We start from the raw sequence: 17411 nt of genomic DNA, 5'->3' as shown, positions 1-17411 counted from the left end.
AATGTTGTTATATAGCAACATTCATGTAAAAAAGACCTGATTGTTATTATATAGCAACATTTTAAGATTGCGACAAACTCTTAAACAGGTTTCAACTACACTTGCCTGATTCAAATGAGTAAAGAGGTTTACATGACGCAATCACCTGACAGCAATCAAGCTTGGCTACTGGCATCTCGCCCCGATGGCGAACCTGTTAAAGAGAATTTCCGGCTCGTTGAACAACCTATTCCCTCTATCAAAACCGGTGAAATGCTGCTCCGCACGGTGTACCTCTCACTGGATCCTTATATGCGTGGGCGCATGGATGACAGTAAATCCTATGCGCCTCCGGCACAAATCGATCAACCCATGGTCGGCGGTACGGTTTCTCAGGTGGTTGAATCGCAGCATCCCGATTTCAAAACCGGTGACTGGGTACTGGCAGGCAGCGGATGGCAACGTTATGCCGTCTCGGATGGCGCCGGCGTGGCGAAAATCGGCGATCTGCCCCACCCATCCTGGGCGCTGGGTATTCTGGGGATGCCCGGCTTCACCGCTTACATGGGCCTGATGGACATTGGCCAGCCAAAAGCGGGCGAAACCCTGGTGGTTGCCGCCGCGACGGGTCCGGTGGGTGCCACCGTCGGGCAACTGGGCAAGCTCAAGGGCTGTCACGTTGTTGGTGTTGCGGGCGGTGAAGAGAAATGCCGTTACGCGATTGAAAAATTGGGTTTCTCCGCCTGTATTGATCACCATCGTGAGGATTTTGCTGAACAGTTGGCGAATGCCTGCCCGGACGGGATTGATATTTATTTCGAGAACGTAGGCGGTAAAGTGTTTGATGCCGTGTTCCCGCTGTTGAACACCGCCGCGCGCGTTCCGGTTTGTGGACTGGTTTCAACCTATAACAGTAGCAAAACCCTACCCGCTGGCCCTGACCGCACGCCGCAAATTCTCTCGGGGATTCTCAAACGCCGTATTCACATGCAGGGCTTTATTATCTTTCAGGATTACGGTGATCGGTATCCGGAATTCCTGCAAGCGATGACGCCATTGGTTGAACAGCAGAAAATTCATTATCGCGAGCATATGATCGATGGATTGGAAAACGCGCCTCAGGCGTTCTTCGATATGTTGAAGGGCAAGAACTTTGGTAAAACCGTGGTGAAAGTGGCTGAAGAATAGTGACTGAAGCCGGTTATTCCAAATATTAAATAGCCGGCTAAATAACGGCGTTATGTCTGTTTTGTTTGCGGTAATAGCAGTTCTTTCAGAATCTTAGTGCGCTGCCGTTGAGTTAGCCAAAACGCGCGCGGAACCCAGGCTGGACGTGGCTGGGCTGCATACAGGTGCTGCATTTCTTTTAACCAGGTTACGTTACTCATTGTTCCCTCCTTTGTTGAAAAAAGTATGGAGGGAGAAACCCTGAACAAATAGTGAGAAGATTATAAAATTTGTTCAGGGTTTAATCAGTGATGGCGAAGCTATTACCGTTTAACGCCCTTTCTTTTTACGGCCAGGCTGCGCAAAGCGCTGACGTCCTGCCGGTTTAGCCGTGGTTTTCTCAGGCAGCTTTGCACCGTTCGATGCAATTTTTTTTGCTGCTGTTGCCGGCTTCTTCTTCGCCTGGCTTTGCTGTGTTTTTTGATCTTCTGAAGAGGAATCTTCGATCAAATTAAACAGGTCAATCAATTCGTCATCGGTGAAATCGCGCCATTCACCCAGCGGGATGCCTTTCAGGCTCACATTCATGATGCGGGTACGTTCAAGCCTGGTGACTTCAAAGCCAAAATGCTTGGTCATACGACGAATCTGGCGGTTTAGCCCTTGAACCAGCACGATGCGGAATACAAAGGTCGATTCTTTCTTCACCTTACATTTTTTCGTCACGGTACCCAGCATCGGCACGCCTGCGCCCATCCCGGCAATAAATTCATCAGTGATCGGCTTATCCACGGTCACCAAATACTCTTTCTCGTGGTTGTTACCGGCTCGCAAGATTTTATTGACCAGATCACCGTGGTTGGTAAGGAAAATCAGGCCCTGCGAGTCTTTATCCAGACGACCGATCGGGAACACGCGTTTGCTGTGGTTAACAAAATCGCCGATGTTATCGCGCTCACCCTCTTCCATGGTGGTGATAATTCCCACTGGCTTGTTGAGCGCAATCAGCACCAGGTCTTCTTCATTGCGCGGCTCAATCAGCTGCCCATTCACTTTCACTTCATCCCCGGCAAAGACCTGTGCGCCAACGGTAGCGCGCTTGCCGTTAATAAAAACGTTGCCCTGTTCGATGTAACGATCGGCATCGCGTCGCGAGCAGATTCCGCTCTCGCTAATGTATTTGTTCAGGCGCGTGGATGAGTTAGGCAGCATGGTTCCTCCGAAAAAAAACGGACTATACAACAACCTTAGACGTTGTGTAAGACACGGTTAAACATCATTGCACCAGCTTGCAACCTCATCACCACTTGATAACAGCACACTAACATTGTGGTTGTTACCAAAGGATCGATCAGCGACAATCGCCATCCATCGCTTTTTCTTATGACAGAGTATTATCTTCATGACACACCTGCGTCGCGCCAGCTGGATAACATCGCTGCGGACTTTCCTCGCCCGTCTTTGGCCTCATCCGTTGCCGGTCGCCAAAAAACAGATGGCTATAGCCAGCATCGGCGCGGGTCTCGGCCTGATGATCACCAGCCTGACCAGCCATTGGCTACTTGGCGAGGTCAACTTATGGTTTGTGGCCCCGATGGGAGCTTCAGCGGTGCTGCTTTTCGGACTGCCGAATAGCCCGCTAGCACAGCCCTGGTCAATTGTTGGCGGGAATCTGGTCGCGGGTGTGATCGGTGTAACAACGGCAATGTATGTGCCCTATCCCGCTGTAGCTTGCGGCATTGCAGCTTGTCTGGCGATTGCCGTGATGTTTCAGCTTCGCTGCCTGCATCCACCCAGCGGAGCAGTGGCGCTGACAGCGATTCTGGGTGGCAGTGGTGTGCAGCAACTGGGGTATCAGTTTATTCTCTCTCCTGTGCTACTCAATTCCGCGTGCCTTGCTCTGCTGGCGATCATTTTCAATAATCTTGCTGGTCGGCGCTACCCGCATCCGCTGGCCGCCAACGAACCCAAAACGAATCCAGTGGCATTAGAAGTACCCATCACTCGTGATGACCTGCATCAGGCGCTTGAGAACGGCCAGCTTCTCGACATTGACGAAGATGATTTGCAGCAGCTTTTACAGCGTGCTGAAGAGATTGCGCGTCGTCGCCAAGACCTGCCGGTACAGCCGCTGAAGCGCGCCAGTTAAATAGCAGGCGGCATTAAACCCGCCTGCTAATAGCATCAAAACAAACCGCGACTTATTTCCCCGCCGAAGCCGTTAATCCTTACAGCATTTCCATCCACTTCTACCACCGCAAAGGGTACTTCGCTTGGGCCATCGAGCATGCCCTTCATGGTATAAAAGCCTGTCTCACCAATGGTCGCAGAGTTGCCGCGGTGGTCATGTCCAGAGAAGCAAAATCGTATGTTGTAACTAGTTAGGAGATCCACCAGCACATTGGCGTTCATCAGAATATGAGTGGTGTGAGGTGCCAGCGGATAATGGCCAAACACACCCACTTTCTCACCCAGTTGCTGAGCTTCAATCAGCTGCTGTTCAATCCAGATCAACTGCTGTTGGCCTACGGAACCGTTCCATGGCTGAGCCTGGGGTTGTCGCTGCGCCTGTAGCTCCCTCAGCAAAGTTTCCGCCTGGTAGTAGTCATCACCATTCTGCGCATTGCAGTACAAACTGACATCATTGCCGTCATAAACGATAAAGCGCCACCCCGCCAGGCGAAACGCGTAATAACTTTTGGGTAACGCCGCACGGTTATTGAGATGCCCGGCAATAGTTTGCGCGTCATGATTCCCCAGTACCACCGCATGTGGATGTATCAACTGGTCATAGAGCGGAAGAATGGCAGCATAGCTTGTCCAGTTACGGTCAACCAAATCACCCAGCGTCACGACAAAATCCAATGGCTGCTGATTCAGAGCTTCAATCGCCTGCGGCAACTTGTTGAGAGCATTGCGATAATAGAGATTATTCGCAATATCAGCCCCGACATCGGCATATTGCGGATCTGCAATGACACCGAAGCGCAGCACGTTATCCATCAATGCAGGACGTAAATCAGGTAAGGCATAAAGCTCGGCCACATCACCGAGAAGTTCTTGCTGCGAGGATGTCAGTGGATGCGGAATTGTCACGGAAAGCACTCCTTAGCGAATACCGGCACGCATAAACGACTGAATAAATTGACGCTGAAAAATCAGGAACAGCACCAGCAGCGGCAAGGTGGTCATCAAAGTTGCGGCACCAATTAGCGCCCACTGCACGCCCTGCTCTGGCGCGGAGAACAGCTGTAATCCGACAGTGAGCGGTCTGACGTTGACGGAATCGGTAATCACCAGCGGCCACAGGAAATCATTCCAGTGGAAGCTAATCGAGACCAGGGCAAAAGCGATGTAGATCGGTTTCGCCAATGGGATGTAGATTTTGCGCAAGATATAAAATCGGCTAGCACCCTCCACGATAGCGGCCTCTTCCAGCACCAGTGGGATGCTTTTGAACGTCTGACGCAGCAGAAAAATGGCAAAGGCTGAGGCGAAATAAGGCAATGCAATTCCCGTTAAGGTATCGCGAAGGCCTAACGCACCGATGGTTTTGTAGTTGTTCAGAATCAATACATCCGGGCTGATCATTAACTGCAGCAGGATCAGCGCGAAGATAACGCCTGAGAGCTTCATTTTGAAGCGCACCAGCGCATAGGCCGCCATCGTCGCTAAAACTAGCTGGACGGCCACGATCATCAACACCAGCAGCGTGGTATTAAGGAAGTAGCGTGCGAAAGGCGCGGCATGCCAGGCCTTAATAAAATTATCAAAGGTTAGCGGCGAGAACAGCGAGAAACTGGCCTGGTCCGATGCCGGATGGATTGCCACCCACACCGCTACCAGAATCGGCAGTAGCCACAGCAGTGCCGCCAGCCAGATGGTCAGGTTCAGACACCAGCCACCCAACGAGTTCGTCTTCTTCATTGATAATGGGCTCGCTTGTCCAGCAGCGTAAATTTAATCAGCGCAATCGCCGCCAGGATCACCAGTAACACCACGGTCATCGCCGCAGCAGCAGGCATATCCCAGAAACTGAATGCGGTGCGATAGATATAGAACAGCAGCAAACTACTGCTGTTATTGGGTCCGCCGTTGGTCATGGCAATCACCTGATCGACAATGCGGAACGCATTCATCGAAGCATTGATCAACACAAACAGCGTGGTCGGCATCAGCAGCGGCCATTGCACACGACGGAAAAAGTAACCGCGTGAGGCCCCTTCAATCGCCGCCGCTTCATTGAGGCGAGGATCGATCTGTTGCAACGCGGCGAGATAGAAAATCATAAAGAAGCCCGCCTCGCGCCAGACAGAAACCGCCATCAAACAGTAGAGCGACGTGCCCGGCTCACCGAGCCAGTTCACGGCCGGCAGTGAGAACAGTGCCAGCAACTTGTTTAATAGCCCGAGCTGCGGGGTATAGAAAAACAGCCACAGATTGGCGATGGCAATCATGGGGAGCAGTGAAGGAATAAAGAACGCGGCGCGCACCAGCGAATTCGCCGCCAGACGCCGGTTCACGGCCAGCGCCATCATCAAAGCCAGCGTGACGGCCAGCGGAATGGTGATAAGTGCATACAGTAAGTTATTCCACAGCGACTGGATGAAGATATCGTCATCCAGCAAAGCCATGTAATTATCCAGCCCAACAAACTGGGCCGGATGATTATTACGGGAAGCGCTGAACAGACTCTCCCAGATCGTCGCCACCGCTGGATAGTGGGTGAACAGCAGCAAAAAACTCAGTGCTGGCAAAATCAGCAGGTAACCATAAAGCTGCGTCGACCAAAATGCGGGGCGACGCTGTGGCGTACTGGCAATCATCGTGCTCATCGCGCTTCCGTTACTGGTAGGACTTTAACAGACGATCCGCTTGCTTCTGCGCACCTTCTAGCGCTTCTGCCGGAGTTTTCGCTTGGGTCACAGCCGCTTCGACAGCATGGTTCAACGCATCCTGAATCTGGACGCTGTTATAGGTCGAGAGTTCCGGCTGGGCATACTTGAGCTGCTCACGCGCAACCAGCGCCTGCGGCACCTCTTTCACGTAGTCTTTCATCACCGTGGTGTCCCATGCAGCCGGAGATGTCGCCACATAACCGGTCGCGATACTCCAGCGCGCAGCCTGCTCCGGTGACGTCACCCAGCGGATAAACTCCATCGCGGCTTTCTGCTGCTCTGGTGAGGCATTCTTAAACACGTAAAGGTTACCGCCGCCGGTTGGGCTGCCACGCTGGGTTTTTTCTGGCAGCATCGCCACACCAAACGGGAATTTGGCGTTATCGCGCACGTTGGTCAGGTTACCGGTGGTGGTGACCATCATGGCGGTTTTACCGCTGATAAAGTCCTGTGGCGTGGTACCCCAGGCAATTGCGCCTTTTGGTGACACTTCCTCTTTCTGACCCAGGTCGGTCAGCCACTGCAGCGTCTCAACGTTGCCCGGTGTATTGAAGTTCACGGCGGTGCCTTTACCGTTATCCAGACGACCGCCGTTGGTGGCAGAGAGTCCCTGGAAGTTCCAGTAGCCGTTAGGCGTTGAAGGAATCTCGATACCCCACTGACTCACGCCGTTAGCATCTTTCACCGTCAGCTTTTTACTGAACTCGACCACTTGCTGCCAGTTTGCCGGCGGTGTATCGCCATTCAGGCCGGCTTTTTCGAAGGCCTGCTTGTTCCAGTACATTACCACCGTTGAACGCTGGAAAGGCACGCCCCAGACTTTGCCGTCAATGTGACGCAGGAACGCTGGGTAGAATCCATCGATCCATTTTTTGCCTTCATCACCCAAAGCCAGATCGCTGGCAGCGACAATCGCACCGGCATCAATCAGGGAATACGCTTCGATGTCGCCGATCACGGCCAACTGAGGCGCATTACCACCACGAAACGCGGTCAGCGCTTTGGTGACAGTGGTGGCGTAGTCACCGGTATACACCGGCTGAATGCTCACTTCTGGATGCACTTTTTCGAAATCAGCCACCAGCGCGTCCACGGTGTGGCTGACTTTGCCACCCACCGCAATCGGATAGTACATCTGCAATTTGACAGGATCGGCCGCAAAAGCGGAAACCGTAGTGCAGAGCAGTAAAGCAGAGGCCAGACGTGAGTAACGAATCGCAGACATGATTATCCCTTGGGCGAAAAACAACGGTTAAACAGCGTATTTTTTCTGTGAAACAAACATCTGTTGCTCAGCAGACGCACAGCGCTTGCCGGTCGTGGTGGAAAACAGATATTGGCGGGCTGCGGACCACTGCAAGCCGACCTGACTATCCTCGACAAAATGCTGCATGCCGGGCACTTTTACGGTGATGGCATCGGCCAGGCCAGCCAGTTGGCACACCAGCAAGGTGTCAGCGCCCATGTATTCGTAACTGATCACCCGAGCTTTTAACGCAGCGTGTTCAGGTGAAATCAGCTGAATATCCTCGGCGCGCAGGCCCAGACTCAAAGCGATTTCTTCGCATTGCTCAACCACCGGCGCCTGCAAATGGCTCAGATAATGACGGTTATCTTTGTTGTGCAACGGCAAGATGTTCATGGGTGGTGCGCCGATAAACTGCGCGGCAAAGACGGTGGCAGGATTGTTGTAGAGATCGTTCGGCGTGCCTTGTTGCTCAATGTGGCCGTCATTCATCAGAATAATGCTGTCCGCCATGCTCATCGCTTCGGTCTGGTCGTGCGTGACATACAGCATGGTAAGCCCCAGCTTCTTCTGTAAGGCACGAATCTCACGGCGCATGCTTTGGCGCAGCTTGGCATCGAGGTTGGACAGTGGCTCATCCATCAGACACAGGTTGTTATTCGCGATAACCGCCCTTCCCAACGCCACACGTTGCTGCTGGCCACCAGAAAGCTGCGACGGCAGACGATCAAGCAACTTATCCAGTTCCATCAGCTTGCTAACGTCTTCAAGCCGGGCCGCAAAAGTCTGCTTATCTTCACTGCGCGCCTTTAAACCAAACAGCAGGTTCTCGCGGACATTCAGATGTGGAAACAGCGCATAGGATTGAAATACCATCGAGAGCTTGCGCTGTGATGGAGGCAGATGAGTGATATCGCTGTGCCTGAAATGGATCTCGCCGCGATCGGCGGTTTCCAGCCCGGCAATGGTGCTCAGCAGCGTGGATTTGCCACAGCCGGATGGCCCAAGCAATGCAACAAAGCTCCCTTCTGCAGCATCAAAGGTGATGTCATTAAGGGCAATTTTATCGCCCCAGGCTTTAGTGATGTGATGTAGCGAAAGGTGGCTCATGCATCCGCAGTCCTGAAAACAGAATGGCGGTAAGCTAGCTCAGGGAAATGAAGGATTTATGTTGCTGAAGTGACGGTTGAGTGACTGAAATAAATCTCAGATAACATGACGATAAAATTGGCATTATTCTGTGGTAGTCTCGGATAAATACCCCATTGAGTGAGGATGCAAGACTGATGGCCACCAACGAACAGACATTATTGGATTCCGGATTTACTCAGAAAGACGTTCTGAAACTCAATAGATACCAAAGAAATAACCAATTAACGCTCGATAACGTCATTAGCGACTTGTCTAAACGCTTCCAGTCTGCATTATTATTGACGTCTGGTCTGGTGCTGATTTATATCATTACGCTATTCATCGCCTCACGAGAAAACCTCATTTCAATGGGCATTGCACTGATCGTCGCCCTGGCCATCACCTGGTTTTTTCAACCTCCGGTTTTGGCCTGGAAATCATGGCAGTTTCATAAAAAGCAGCGTTAGTGTTGTGGTTCTTGATTGCCAATAAGATCAACGATGATCTTCGCTTTTAACCCATACCCCACCATTTTCATCGTGATCTTAGGCATGCTCATGCTACTGACCTTGCGGTAATAGTCACTCGGCAGGTAGTGGAAAAGTCGCCATGTTCCAGGTTTACGCAGCAAGGCTCACTGTGTTATAGAAGACAAGTCCGCTTTCCGCTTTAAATCCCATAAATTCTGCAGCATGCATCGCGCCATCAGCAATAGCCCCTTGTGACTCAGGCTTATTCATCAATTGATGGTTCACCTCACGAGAAATCCCATTCACACCGTCCATGACGAGGGTTGCACCCACTAACATACCAATGGGCGTCATGGTGCCAGCTAACGCGACACCGCCTGCAATTGCCAAACCTGATAGCACCACCTTCACCGCACTGATGACATAGCCAACAATGCGATCGTTCTCTTTGACCCACTCAACCTTGGCGTAAAGTTGCGCGGCCCTGGTCTTCAGCATCGTTGATTGCTGAATTAAACTGTCACGCTCAGCACGCAAGTTTTTAATACAGAGCATACATTCTTCATCAGTCTTGGCCTTACGGGCCAGAGTAAACTGCTGATCAATATAGCCCTTAATCTCTTGCATAAATTTGATCCGGGATAGGCCATCACGTAAATGCTGTGAACCTACACGATTCGCGGCCTGGATAAGATTGCGTGCTTCGAGATTGACCATAGTATCGCTCCATGCACGGTTTTGTTGTCCGGCCAATAATGCTGCATCCATCAGTCTCACTCCTTTTAATATGCCCTAATATTCTTTTACCTGAGCTTGAATACATTAAAGTGACATGTGAATAAGATTTATGGAGATAATGATGATTAATTCGTGACGTTTTTCAATTTAAGGAGTGTTAACTGAGAATGGGCGTAATAGTAGGCGCAGTAAGAAAATTGGATGGCGACAAAAGAGCTGCACCGCTTAGTGCCGCCATGAAATAATACCCTACTGCGACATACTCAAAATCGTCCGAATATTTTGCGCCGTGGTGGCAACAATATCGATCGCGCCGGTACGCAGTGCCCCGAGCAGCGCCATTGCTTTGGTATTCTCGGAGGCAATCGCAATCACGCAGGGAATTTTACGCAGTTCTTCGATGCTAAGACCAATCACGCGATCATTCATCACCGTATCCACATGCTGCCCCTGTGAATTGAAGAAGTCATAGCCTGCGACATCCCCGGTCACACCTTGATTAACGTGCGCATCAATGATCTCATGCGGCGTAAACCAGCCGAGTTTCACCATGTAGCTGTTTTCATTCATATCACCGATACCCACCAGCGCGACATCCGCTTTGCGTGCACGATCGAGCGTCTCTTTGATGGTGCCGTTCTGCATAAAGGCATCGCGCAGCGCGCGGTTCTCAACATAGGCGGGGGCGTACAGGGTTTCACTGATGCCGCCAAACTTCTTGGCGAGTCGACGGCTGATGTGATCGGCATTAATCGCATCACCAGGACGATGAGTTCCACCAATACCGCTGATGAACAGGCAGTTACGTGTGGACACCTGGCCGGGATAATCGGCGACAGCGGCGACGTTGCGCCCTTGCCCAACAGCAACAATGGCATTGTCTTTTAATGATTGCGCAAGATGGGCTGAGACTAACGCCGCCACCTGACGACGCTGTTCTTCATCGTCCGGAGAATCCAGTGCGATGAGGGCACGTTGCAGTTGAGGGAAACGGTTTTGCAGTTGTTGTTCCAGACGCGTACTGAACACCGGATGGTAGCGCACATTAATTTCGACGATGCCCTCTTCGCGGGCGCGCTTAAGCAGTCGGCCAACCTTAATGCGGGATATCCCAAACTTACGCGCAATCTCCTCCTGGGTGATTTCGTCCTGATAATAGGCCACCGCAATTTCTGTCAGCAGCTCGGAGTCCTGAGAAAGCGTGTTTTTTTCCATCCGTTACCTGTCTTGTATCGTGACACCTGATTTAGGGAAGGAGTTATATCATTGATACGACTCGCTTCGCCAGACAGCAGCGAGGCGAGTCGCAGGTTGCGTCACGCTTAACGCTTGATGGCGTCGATTTTCAGCATGCGAGCAATCACGATATCCAGTTCTTTCTGATCGAAGATCTGTTTCCAGTCTGGCTTCACAATCTTCTCGCGACCGTATTCCATCGCGATCATGCAGGCATCAGAGAACGGGTTGGTGGCGCGGAAGGCCACTGCCAGTGCGATCTGAATATGGCCATACAGCATCGCTTTGGCGGCTTCTTCCGGCACGCCGCTGTGCTTCACGGTCTCATCCAGCGCTTCTTTCATAAATGCGCCCACCATGCAGGCAACGGTTTCCACCAGCGTTGGCTCAAGATAGGCCAGCTGCGTCACAGTCACCCAATGCACGGCTTCTACCGGACCATACATCACGCTGATCACTTTGCTCAGTTCTTCTTTCTGCGCATCGGAGCCGGTTTCATAGGACGCTGCTACGTGCTGTACCGCCGCGATACCACCGAAGGCATCCGCGTGCTCTTCTTTGGTGTAGCGCTCAAGGAAGACGGATGGATGGCATGGGTGCGCCACCGCATATTCGATGCCATCACGATGGGCGATCAGGTTTGCATAAGCTGCGGCTGGATCCAGCGTCAGCAGGATCGCGCCAGCCTTCATCTGCGGCACAACACCTTCAGACACTTTACCCAAAACGATATCCGGCACGGCCAGAATCACCACGTCACTGACCGGCACTACAGAGGCGGAATCTGACAGTTCACGACCTTGCGCCGTCACTTGTTCCTGCGCCTTCGGTGAGTTCTCTACGTAAAACACCTGGTAATCGCTTTTCTGGAAGTTGGCAGAAATGCGCATACCCATTTTGCCGCCTGCGCCAATTACGGTGATGGTTTTCAATGCATTGCTCATTGGTATAACTCCTGATCTTGTTTACTACGTAAGAATTCAACGGTGCGGCGCGTCCATTCGGCTTCGCGCTCGCAGGTCAACACGGCATCGTCCTGCCACGGCAACCAGTGTTCGACGATTTGGTTAATCTCTCTTTCTGCCGGGCGCACGCTGGCGATCATCCGGTCATAGTCCAGTAAGCCCTCGCCCATCAGGCAACCAGCATAGGTAAAGCCGACCCAGCCATCACGACGCGTAAAGGCAAAGTCTTTGATATGCAAATTGCCGACGCGGGCCGCCGTATTGGCAATCACCTGTTCTGGCAACTCCAGTCCTGCCACGCAGTTGGCGGGATCGAGACACACGCACAACCAAGGCGACAGAAACTTGTTAATGACCGACATCATCGCGCCGCTGTTGACCTGCTCATAGGTCTCCAGACACAGACGCACCTGCTGACGCGCGAAATCAGGAAGCACCGCCGCAATTAACTCTGCCGCTTCATCGAGTGACGGACGGTGATCGGCGGTGTAGAACATGGAGCGCACCACGTGGGCATCGAGAATATTCGCCATGTGCAGATAGCGACGTAGATGTGCGGTGCCCAGTCCACGCGTGCCCAGCTCCAGCGTGATGCCCAGCTTGTCGGCCAGATGACGGAGATCCTGCAACTGCTCGTCAGACCAACTTTCAATCGCCGGATAATCACAAATCTGGAACACCGACACGTCCATCTCGGCGGTCTGCTGCAGCATCTGCTCCAGCGTCAGCGGATGCGGGACCTTGCTGGACATGCGCCAGAAAAAGGCATAGGTACTGAGTCCGATACGGCTCATGAACGGATCTCCTTCGCCAGCGCGCTGGCTTCTTCAATGATCTGCGCCAGTGCATTCGGATCGTGGGCAAAGCGGCCAAGGAACAGGCCATTAACGTCTGCTCCCAGGCGCTGAATCAGCCCCGGTCCGGCGCTGCCGCCGTAAATAATTTTCAAGGTGATGCCATCCGGCGTTTTCAGCTGTTGCAGGCCAGAACACACTGCACGGATATAGCTATCGGGTGCAGGTTGTGGGGCACCAATCGCCCATTGCGGCTCATAAGCAAAGAACACTTCGCCGCGTAAACCTTGTTGCACTGCATCGGCCAATGCTTCCGCCAGTTGCAGCTCGCACAGCGCGATGGCCTGCTCAGGCTCGGCCTGCTGTTCTTCACCGATGCACAGCACTGGCGTTAATCCGTGGCGCAGCGACATGGCTACTTTGGCGGCGATCTGCGCTTTATCTTCATGGAAATGGCGACGACGTTCGGCGTGCCCGATTTCGGCCAGTGAGCAACCGAGTTCCTGCAACATGCTGGCACTAACTTCACCGGTCCAGGCACCATTTTCAGCCTGACAGACATCCTGACCGCCAAAACGCACTGGCGTTTTTGAGAAAATTTCAGCCACGGCGGGAATAGCCGGGTATGCAGGCAGGACAAACAACCCGACATCACCGTTCTTCACCGCTGGCAGCTGCGCCAATCCGGCCACTTTGCGGCACCAGTCCAGCGTCTGCTGATAGCCGAAGTACATTTTCAGGCTAACGCCAAGCCAGATTTTAGGCTGAGACATCATTACGCTCCTTACTGAGAGGCTTTATGTTCTTTGAGCAGCTCGCCAACGGTATTGACGATCATCGCCAGAGAAATCGCACCCGCATCCGGGGTACCGACACTTTTCTCGGCTAACGGACGCGCGCGACCCATTTTCGGCACCAGCTGTGCCGTGTCCTGTGCGGCCTTATCGGCAACTATCGCGGCGGCCAGCCAGGCATCCGTCAATGAAGCACCCTCCGCAACCGCTGCATTCAGGCTGTCGCTAAATGGCACCAGCACATCCACCATGGTTTTATCACCGACTTTGGCTTTACCGAAATGCATAATGCCGTCTTTGGCATCGCGCACGCCGGTAGCGACGCGTTGTGCATCAGGCGACTGGCTATCGCCGATGGCCGTACCCAGCGCAGTCAATGCCACGCCCCACAGTGCACCCGAGGTGCCACCGGCTTTATCGGCCCAGGCATCCGCAGCACGGCACAACAGGCTGCCTGCACCTGCGCCACGTGCAGCCACTTCACGCGCTTTCTCAACCGCGCCTAGCACGCCTCGTTCCATACCGATACCGTGGTCACCGTCACCGGCTACCGCATCGATATCTCCTAATTTTTTTGCGTTACGCTGCAATAAATCCGCCACCGACTCCAGGATGTGTAACACGCGCTGCGCGCTCTGCTGTGACTCAGCTGAAGCCTGCGGTAATGCTTCTTCCGTGCTCTCTTCACGCTCTTCCGCACTTAAGGGTTCAGCGATCAGCACGCTTCCTTTGCGATAGGCCGGTGCATTTGCCGGCGCACACCACAGTGTCTCCAGCTCATCGTCCAGCCACATCAGCGTCAGCGATGCGCCCGCCATATTGAAGCTGGTAACAAACTCACCGACATCCGGCTGAACCACTTTTAGTCCTGCGGCGTCCAGCAGTTGTGCCACGCGGCGATACACCACGAACAACTCTTCATACTTCACCGATCCCAAACCGTTGAGGATCACCGCAACGCGATGACCTTCAATCTGTTTAACGTCGGCAGGCACTTCGCTCAGCAGACGTTCAACAAACAGCTCGGCCAGCTCATCGGCACTCGGCACATCAGTCTCACTGATGCCCGGCTCACCGTGGATGCCCAGTCCCAGCGCCATGCGCCCTTTTTCAACTTCAAACAGTGGATGCGTGGCACCCGGCAAGGTACATCCGCCAAATGCCACACCGAACGTCCGCGTACGATCGTTAGCATGCTGGGATTTGCTGAGCACGGTCGCTAAATCGTCGCCCGCTTCTGCCGCGGCACACGCCGCTTTGAACACACATAAATCACCGGCCACACCGCGGCGCTTCGCCAGTTCGTCTTTACTGGCGCTGGAGATATCATCCGTCACCGCCAGAATTTCACAGGCAATCCCTTCGGCACGCAGGCGTTCGCATGCCTGGCCGAAGTGCAGTACATCGCCTGCATAGTTACCGAACATCAGTAACACGCCAGCGCCGTTGTGCGCCGCTCTAGCCACGTTGTAGATCTGCTGAGCAGACGGCGAAGCGAACAGATTCCCCATTGCCGCGCCGTGAGCCAGACCTTGTCCAACCAACCCGGCGAAGGCCGGATAATGACCGGAACCGCCGCCCACAATCACCGCTACAGTATTGGGTTGGCTACGCGTGCTGCGCACCACACCACCGGTGACCTGACGAACTTTATCGGCGTTGGCGGCGACAAAGCCTTCAATGAGTTCAGCGGCAAAGGCTGAAGGTTGATTAAACAGGTACGTCATTTTAGTGCTCCTGTGCGATAGAGGTCGGCTGAGACTGCGGGCGTTTACGATTCAGTAACAGCATGAGGACGGCAGACAGCAGCATGAATCCGCCGACCACGAACATCGGTAACTCATAGCTGTTGGTGGCATCGTGCAGTGCACCGGTGATGTAGCCCGCGGAGAAGCCCGCCACGTTTCCTAAGGTATTAATCAGTGCGATGGCCGCTGCGGCTGACGCGCCGGTCAGGAACTGCGTTGGCAGCGTCCAGAAGTTAGGCAAGGCAGCAAAAATGGAGCTGGCGGTAATCGCGATCACCATGATGGTGGTGAACGGTGAGTCCATATACAGCGCGAGTGGCACGCTGATGCCGCCAGCCAGCGCCGGAATCGCGATATGCCAGGTTTTGCAACCACGACGCGTGGCGTCTTTTGACCAGAAGTACATCACCACGGCAGCAATCAGGTACGGCACACCGGTGATCAACCCTTTCTGCATCACGTTAAAGGTGGTGCCGAACTGCTGCTGGAAGCCCGCGATAATGGTTGGCAGGAAGAACGCCAGAGCATACAGACCATAGATAAAGCCGAAGTAGATCAGGCACAGCATCCACACGCGACCGTTACCCATTACTGAACGCAGACTGTGTTTCTGATGGCCCTGCTTCTGCTGATGCTCCGCTTCCAGTTCGTTGGTCAGCCAGGTTTTCTCTTCAGCCGTTAACCACTTCGCCTGACGCGGTGAATCCACCAGCCAGAACAACGCCACGATACCGATCAGAATCGCGGGGATGGAAACCCCCAGGAACATCACGCGCCAGCCATCCAGTCCAAACAGACCGTGCTGCTGAATTAAGCTTGCGGCCAGCGGTGCGCCGAATACCACGGTTAGCGGCTGGGCCAGATAGAACAGCGACAGGATTTTGCTGCGATGGCGTCCCGGCACCCACATGCTCAGGTAAAGGATGGCACCTGGGAAGAAGCCCGCTTCAGCGATACCCAGTAACAGGCGCAGCGTATACAGGCCTTCGACACTGCTCACCCAGGTGAACAGCAGCGAGACGATACCCCAGCTGATCATGATGCGCGCCAGCCAGCGACGTGCGCCGAACTTATGCAGCGCCAGGTTACTCGGCACTTCCAGCAGGATATAGCCGATAAAGAAGATGCCCGATGCCAGACCGAACTGCACGCCCGTCAGGCCAAGGTCCTGCGTCATGCCGTTAGGGCCAGCAAACGAGATCGCGGTGCGATCGAGGAAGTTGATAAAGAACATCAGTGCCACGAACGGCACCAGACGCCAGGAGATTTTGCTGATAGCGGATTTCTCAACCGCCGTCATGTTTTGCTGACTCATAACGCACCTCCGTGACGTGCGTGGTTAAAGCTGTTGTTTGGTGTTGACCAGACGCCAAAAGAGCGCTGGCTGCAGGTGTACTGAGAGGTACGGTGTAAATGACACATGTTCGAGTCCTCAAGGGGTCTTCTTGTACATAGGTATCGTTATGCGAACAAATGAACACTACACGTATAAATGTACATCTCTCAACCGCAATGATTGAAAATGTGAGCCTGCTCATGAGATTTGATTTTGGTCCTGAATCGGAAAAATACGCAGAAATGCGGCGGAATCAGCGTGGTATCAGCGCCCTTCACGCTTTTCATCACAAAATCAGCACGCAAGACATATGAACAACCATTGAACATATGATTGTATTTATGGCAGGCTATCGATGAACATCTTCTCGCCTGCATAACAAACGTTCAGGCATCAGAACTAAACCCTGCTGGAGAATGACGATGAAAACTATCGCAATTGGCGCCGATGATGCGGCTATCGAATTGAAAAACATCATTAAAAAACTGCTTGAAGAGAAAGACTTTCAAGTGACGGATTACACCAATGACGCGCAAAACGACCGTCCGATGTACCCGGATGTGGCTTTTGCACTGGCAACCGCTATCCAGAAGAACGAATTTGAGCGCGGAATTCTGCTGTGCGGCACCGGTATCGGCGTGGCAATCGTGGCCAATAAAGTAGAAGGCGTGCGTGCGGCACAGTGTCATGACACTTTCTCCGCTGAACGTGCCCGGAAAAGCAACAATGCTCAGATCATGACCATGGGCGCACGCGTTATCGGTCCAGAGCTGGCGAAGAACATCGTCAATGCCTGGCTGGCCTCTGAGTTTGAAGGTGGTGGCTCCACCGCCAAAGTCGAGAAGATCGGTTACTACGAACAAGTTTCACATACTAAATAATCACCGACTTCTCACCTCTGGAGAACCT

18 protein-coding genes are annotated in these 17411 nt (G+C 53.2%); 4 read left to right on the top strand and 14 right to left on the bottom strand.

Annotated elements, in window-relative coordinates; translation table 11 throughout:
- Positions 1-132 precede the first annotated feature (132 nt).
- Positions 133-1167 (top strand): NADP-dependent oxidoreductase, encoded by a 1035-nt coding sequence (locus LBW88_RS04125; protein WP_224928392.1) that lies wholly within the window; start codon positions 133-135, stop codon positions 1165-1167.
- A 309-nt stretch (positions 1168-1476) separates the two neighbouring features.
- Here LBW88_RS04125 and rluF read toward each other — a convergent pair whose 3' ends face one another.
- Positions 1477-2358 (bottom strand): 23S rRNA pseudouridine(2604) synthase RluF, encoded by an 882-nt coding sequence (gene rluF, locus LBW88_RS04120; protein WP_224928396.1) that lies wholly within the window; start codon positions 2356-2358, stop codon positions 1477-1479.
- 190 nt (positions 2359-2548) lie between these two features.
- Between rluF and LBW88_RS04115 the strand changes: the two genes are divergently transcribed.
- On the top strand, positions 2549-3295 hold the full coding sequence (locus LBW88_RS04115) for an HPP family protein (protein ID WP_224928399.1): 747 nt from the start codon (positions 2549-2551) through the stop codon (positions 3293-3295).
- Positions 3296-3330: 35 nt separating this feature from the next.
- Here the strand turns inward: LBW88_RS04115 and LBW88_RS04110 are convergent, their stop codons facing one another.
- From LBW88_RS04110 to LBW88_RS04090, 5 genes are read right to left on the bottom strand one after another with little or no spacing between them, the layout of a single operon-like run.
- Positions 3331-4242, bottom strand: a complete 912-nt coding sequence (locus tag LBW88_RS04110; RefSeq protein WP_224928401.1) for a metallophosphoesterase — start codon at positions 4240-4242, stop codon at positions 3331-3333.
- Between the two features lie 12 nt (positions 4243-4254).
- Positions 4255-5073 (bottom strand): carbohydrate ABC transporter permease, encoded by an 819-nt coding sequence (locus LBW88_RS04105; protein WP_224928403.1) that lies wholly within the window; start codon positions 5071-5073, stop codon positions 4255-4257.
- Positions 5070-5981 carry a carbohydrate ABC transporter permease gene (locus LBW88_RS04100; protein ID WP_224928406.1) on the bottom strand — a complete coding sequence of 304 codons (912 nt, stop codon included), beginning with the start codon at positions 5979-5981 and terminating at the stop codon, positions 5070-5072. Before LBW88_RS04100 ends, LBW88_RS04105 begins: the two co-directional genes overlap by 4 nt.
- 10 nt (positions 5982-5991) lie before the next feature.
- Positions 5992-7269 carry an ABC transporter substrate-binding protein gene (locus LBW88_RS04095; protein WP_224928409.1) on the bottom strand — a complete coding sequence of 426 codons (1278 nt, stop codon included), beginning with the start codon at positions 7267-7269 and terminating at the stop codon, positions 5992-5994.
- Positions 7270-7296: 27 nt separating this feature from the next.
- A complete protein-coding gene (locus LBW88_RS04090; RefSeq protein WP_224928412.1) occupies positions 7297-8400 on the bottom strand; it encodes an ABC transporter ATP-binding protein in 1104 nt (367 codons plus the stop codon).
- 176 nt (positions 8401-8576) lie between these two features.
- Between LBW88_RS04090 and LBW88_RS04085 the strand changes: the two genes are divergently transcribed.
- Positions 8577-8888 (top strand): hypothetical protein, encoded by a 312-nt coding sequence (locus LBW88_RS04085; protein ID WP_224928416.1) that lies wholly within the window; start codon positions 8577-8579, stop codon positions 8886-8888.
- On the opposite strand, the gene LBW88_RS26580 is transcribed toward LBW88_RS04085, so the two are convergent.
- The 8 genes from LBW88_RS26580 to LBW88_RS04050 form a co-directional block, all read right to left on the bottom strand.
- Complete coding sequence (locus LBW88_RS26580; RefSeq protein WP_414004063.1) at positions 8885-9052, bottom strand: DUF4225 domain-containing protein; 168 nt, start codon at positions 9050-9052, stop codon at positions 8885-8887. The two genes, LBW88_RS04085 and LBW88_RS26580, sit on opposite strands and share 4 nt — an antisense overlap.
- The gene (locus tag LBW88_RS04080) at positions 9042-9659 is read right to left on the bottom strand and encodes a DUF4225 domain-containing protein (protein ID WP_320442518.1); all 618 of its coding nucleotides are present in this window, start codon (positions 9657-9659) and stop codon (positions 9042-9044) included. The genes LBW88_RS26580 and LBW88_RS04080 overlap by 11 nt, the downstream gene beginning before the upstream one ends.
- A 219-nt stretch (positions 9660-9878) precedes the next feature.
- A complete protein-coding gene (locus LBW88_RS04075) occupies positions 9879-10844 on the bottom strand; it encodes a sugar-binding transcriptional regulator (RefSeq protein WP_224928419.1) in 966 nt (321 codons plus the stop codon).
- 107 nt (positions 10845-10951) lie between these two features.
- Positions 10952-11809 carry a phosphogluconate dehydrogenase C-terminal domain-containing protein gene (locus LBW88_RS04070; protein WP_224928422.1) on the bottom strand — a complete coding sequence of 286 codons (858 nt, stop codon included), beginning with the start codon at positions 11807-11809 and terminating at the stop codon, positions 10952-10954.
- Entirely contained in the window at positions 11806-12624 is an 819-nt protein-coding gene (locus LBW88_RS04065) for a sugar phosphate isomerase/epimerase family protein (RefSeq protein ID WP_224928425.1), read from the bottom strand. Before LBW88_RS04065 ends, LBW88_RS04070 begins: the two co-directional genes overlap by 4 nt.
- Entirely contained in the window at positions 12621-13397 is a 777-nt protein-coding gene (locus LBW88_RS04060) for a triose-phosphate isomerase family protein (protein ID WP_224928428.1), read from the bottom strand. Before LBW88_RS04060 ends, LBW88_RS04065 begins: the two co-directional genes overlap by 4 nt.
- An 11-nt stretch (positions 13398-13408) precedes the next feature.
- Positions 13409-15145, bottom strand: a complete 1737-nt coding sequence (locus tag LBW88_RS04055) for a dihydroxyacetone kinase family protein (RefSeq protein ID WP_224928431.1) — start codon at positions 15143-15145, stop codon at positions 13409-13411.
- 1 nt (position 15146) lies between these two features.
- Positions 15147-16481: an MFS transporter gene (locus LBW88_RS04050; RefSeq protein ID WP_224928434.1), complete on the bottom strand. Its 1335-nt coding sequence runs from the start codon at positions 16479-16481 to the stop codon at positions 15147-15149.
- 443 nt (positions 16482-16924) lie between these two features.
- On the opposite strand from LBW88_RS04050, the gene LBW88_RS04045 reads away from it, so the two are divergent.
- Positions 16925-17383: an RpiB/LacA/LacB family sugar-phosphate isomerase gene (locus LBW88_RS04045; RefSeq protein WP_039328632.1), complete on the top strand. Its 459-nt coding sequence runs from the start codon at positions 16925-16927 to the stop codon at positions 17381-17383.
- Positions 17384-17411 lie beyond the last annotated feature (28 nt).

Source organism: Pantoea sp. alder81 (genome assembly GCF_020179835.1).
In the GTDB taxonomy this organism is placed as follows: Bacteria; Pseudomonadota; Gammaproteobacteria; order Enterobacterales; family Enterobacteriaceae; genus Pantoea.
This window is presented reverse-complemented; position numbering and strand designations above follow the sequence as displayed.

What these genes read in the sequence shown, in the direction of transcription:
- LBW88_RS04075 (WP_224928419.1), bottom strand. Translation starts at nt 10,844, where the DNA reads ATGGAAAAAAACACGCTTTCTCAGGACTCCGAGCTGCTGACAGAAATT.
- LBW88_RS04070 (WP_224928422.1), bottom strand. Translation starts at nt 11,809, where the DNA reads ATGAGCAATGCATTGAAAACCATCACCGTAATTGGCGCAGGCGGCAAA.
- LBW88_RS04085 (WP_224928416.1), top strand. Translation starts at nt 8,577, where the DNA reads ATGGCCACCAACGAACAGACATTATTGGATTCCGGATTTACTCAGAAA.
- LBW88_RS04105 (WP_224928403.1), bottom strand. Translation starts at nt 5,073, where the DNA reads ATGAAGAAGACGAACTCGTTGGGTGGCTGGTGTCTGAACCTGACCATC.
- LBW88_RS04045 (WP_039328632.1), top strand. Translation starts at nt 16,925, where the DNA reads ATGAAAACTATCGCAATTGGCGCCGATGATGCGGCTATCGAATTGAAA.
- LBW88_RS04100 (WP_224928406.1), bottom strand. Translation starts at nt 5,981, where the DNA reads ATGAGCACGATGATTGCCAGTACGCCACAGCGTCGCCCCGCATTTTGG.
- LBW88_RS04090 (WP_224928412.1), bottom strand. Translation starts at nt 8,400, where the DNA reads ATGAGCCACCTTTCGCTACATCACATCACTAAAGCCTGGGGCGATAAA.
- rluF (WP_224928396.1), bottom strand. Translation starts at nt 2,358, where the DNA reads ATGCTGCCTAACTCATCCACGCGCCTGAACAAATACATTAGCGAGAGC.
- LBW88_RS04080 (WP_320442518.1), bottom strand. Translation starts at nt 9,659, where the DNA reads ATGGATGCAGCATTATTGGCCGGACAACAAAACCGTGCATGGAGCGAT.
- LBW88_RS04055 (WP_224928431.1), bottom strand. Translation starts at nt 15,145, where the DNA reads ATGACGTACCTGTTTAATCAACCTTCAGCCTTTGCCGCTGAACTCATT.
- LBW88_RS04125 (WP_224928392.1), top strand. Translation starts at nt 133, where the DNA reads ATGACGCAATCACCTGACAGCAATCAAGCTTGGCTACTGGCATCTCGC.
- LBW88_RS04115 (WP_224928399.1), top strand. Translation starts at nt 2,549, where the DNA reads ATGACACACCTGCGTCGCGCCAGCTGGATAACATCGCTGCGGACTTTC.
- LBW88_RS04060 (WP_224928428.1), bottom strand. Translation starts at nt 13,397, where the DNA reads ATGTCTCAGCCTAAAATCTGGCTTGGCGTTAGCCTGAAAATGTACTTC.
- LBW88_RS04065 (WP_224928425.1), bottom strand. Translation starts at nt 12,624, where the DNA reads ATGAGCCGTATCGGACTCAGTACCTATGCCTTTTTCTGGCGCATGTCC.
- LBW88_RS04050 (WP_224928434.1), bottom strand. Translation starts at nt 16,481, where the DNA reads ATGAGTCAGCAAAACATGACGGCGGTTGAGAAATCCGCTATCAGCAAA.
- LBW88_RS04095 (WP_224928409.1), bottom strand. Translation starts at nt 7,269, where the DNA reads ATGTCTGCGATTCGTTACTCACGTCTGGCCTCTGCTTTACTGCTCTGC.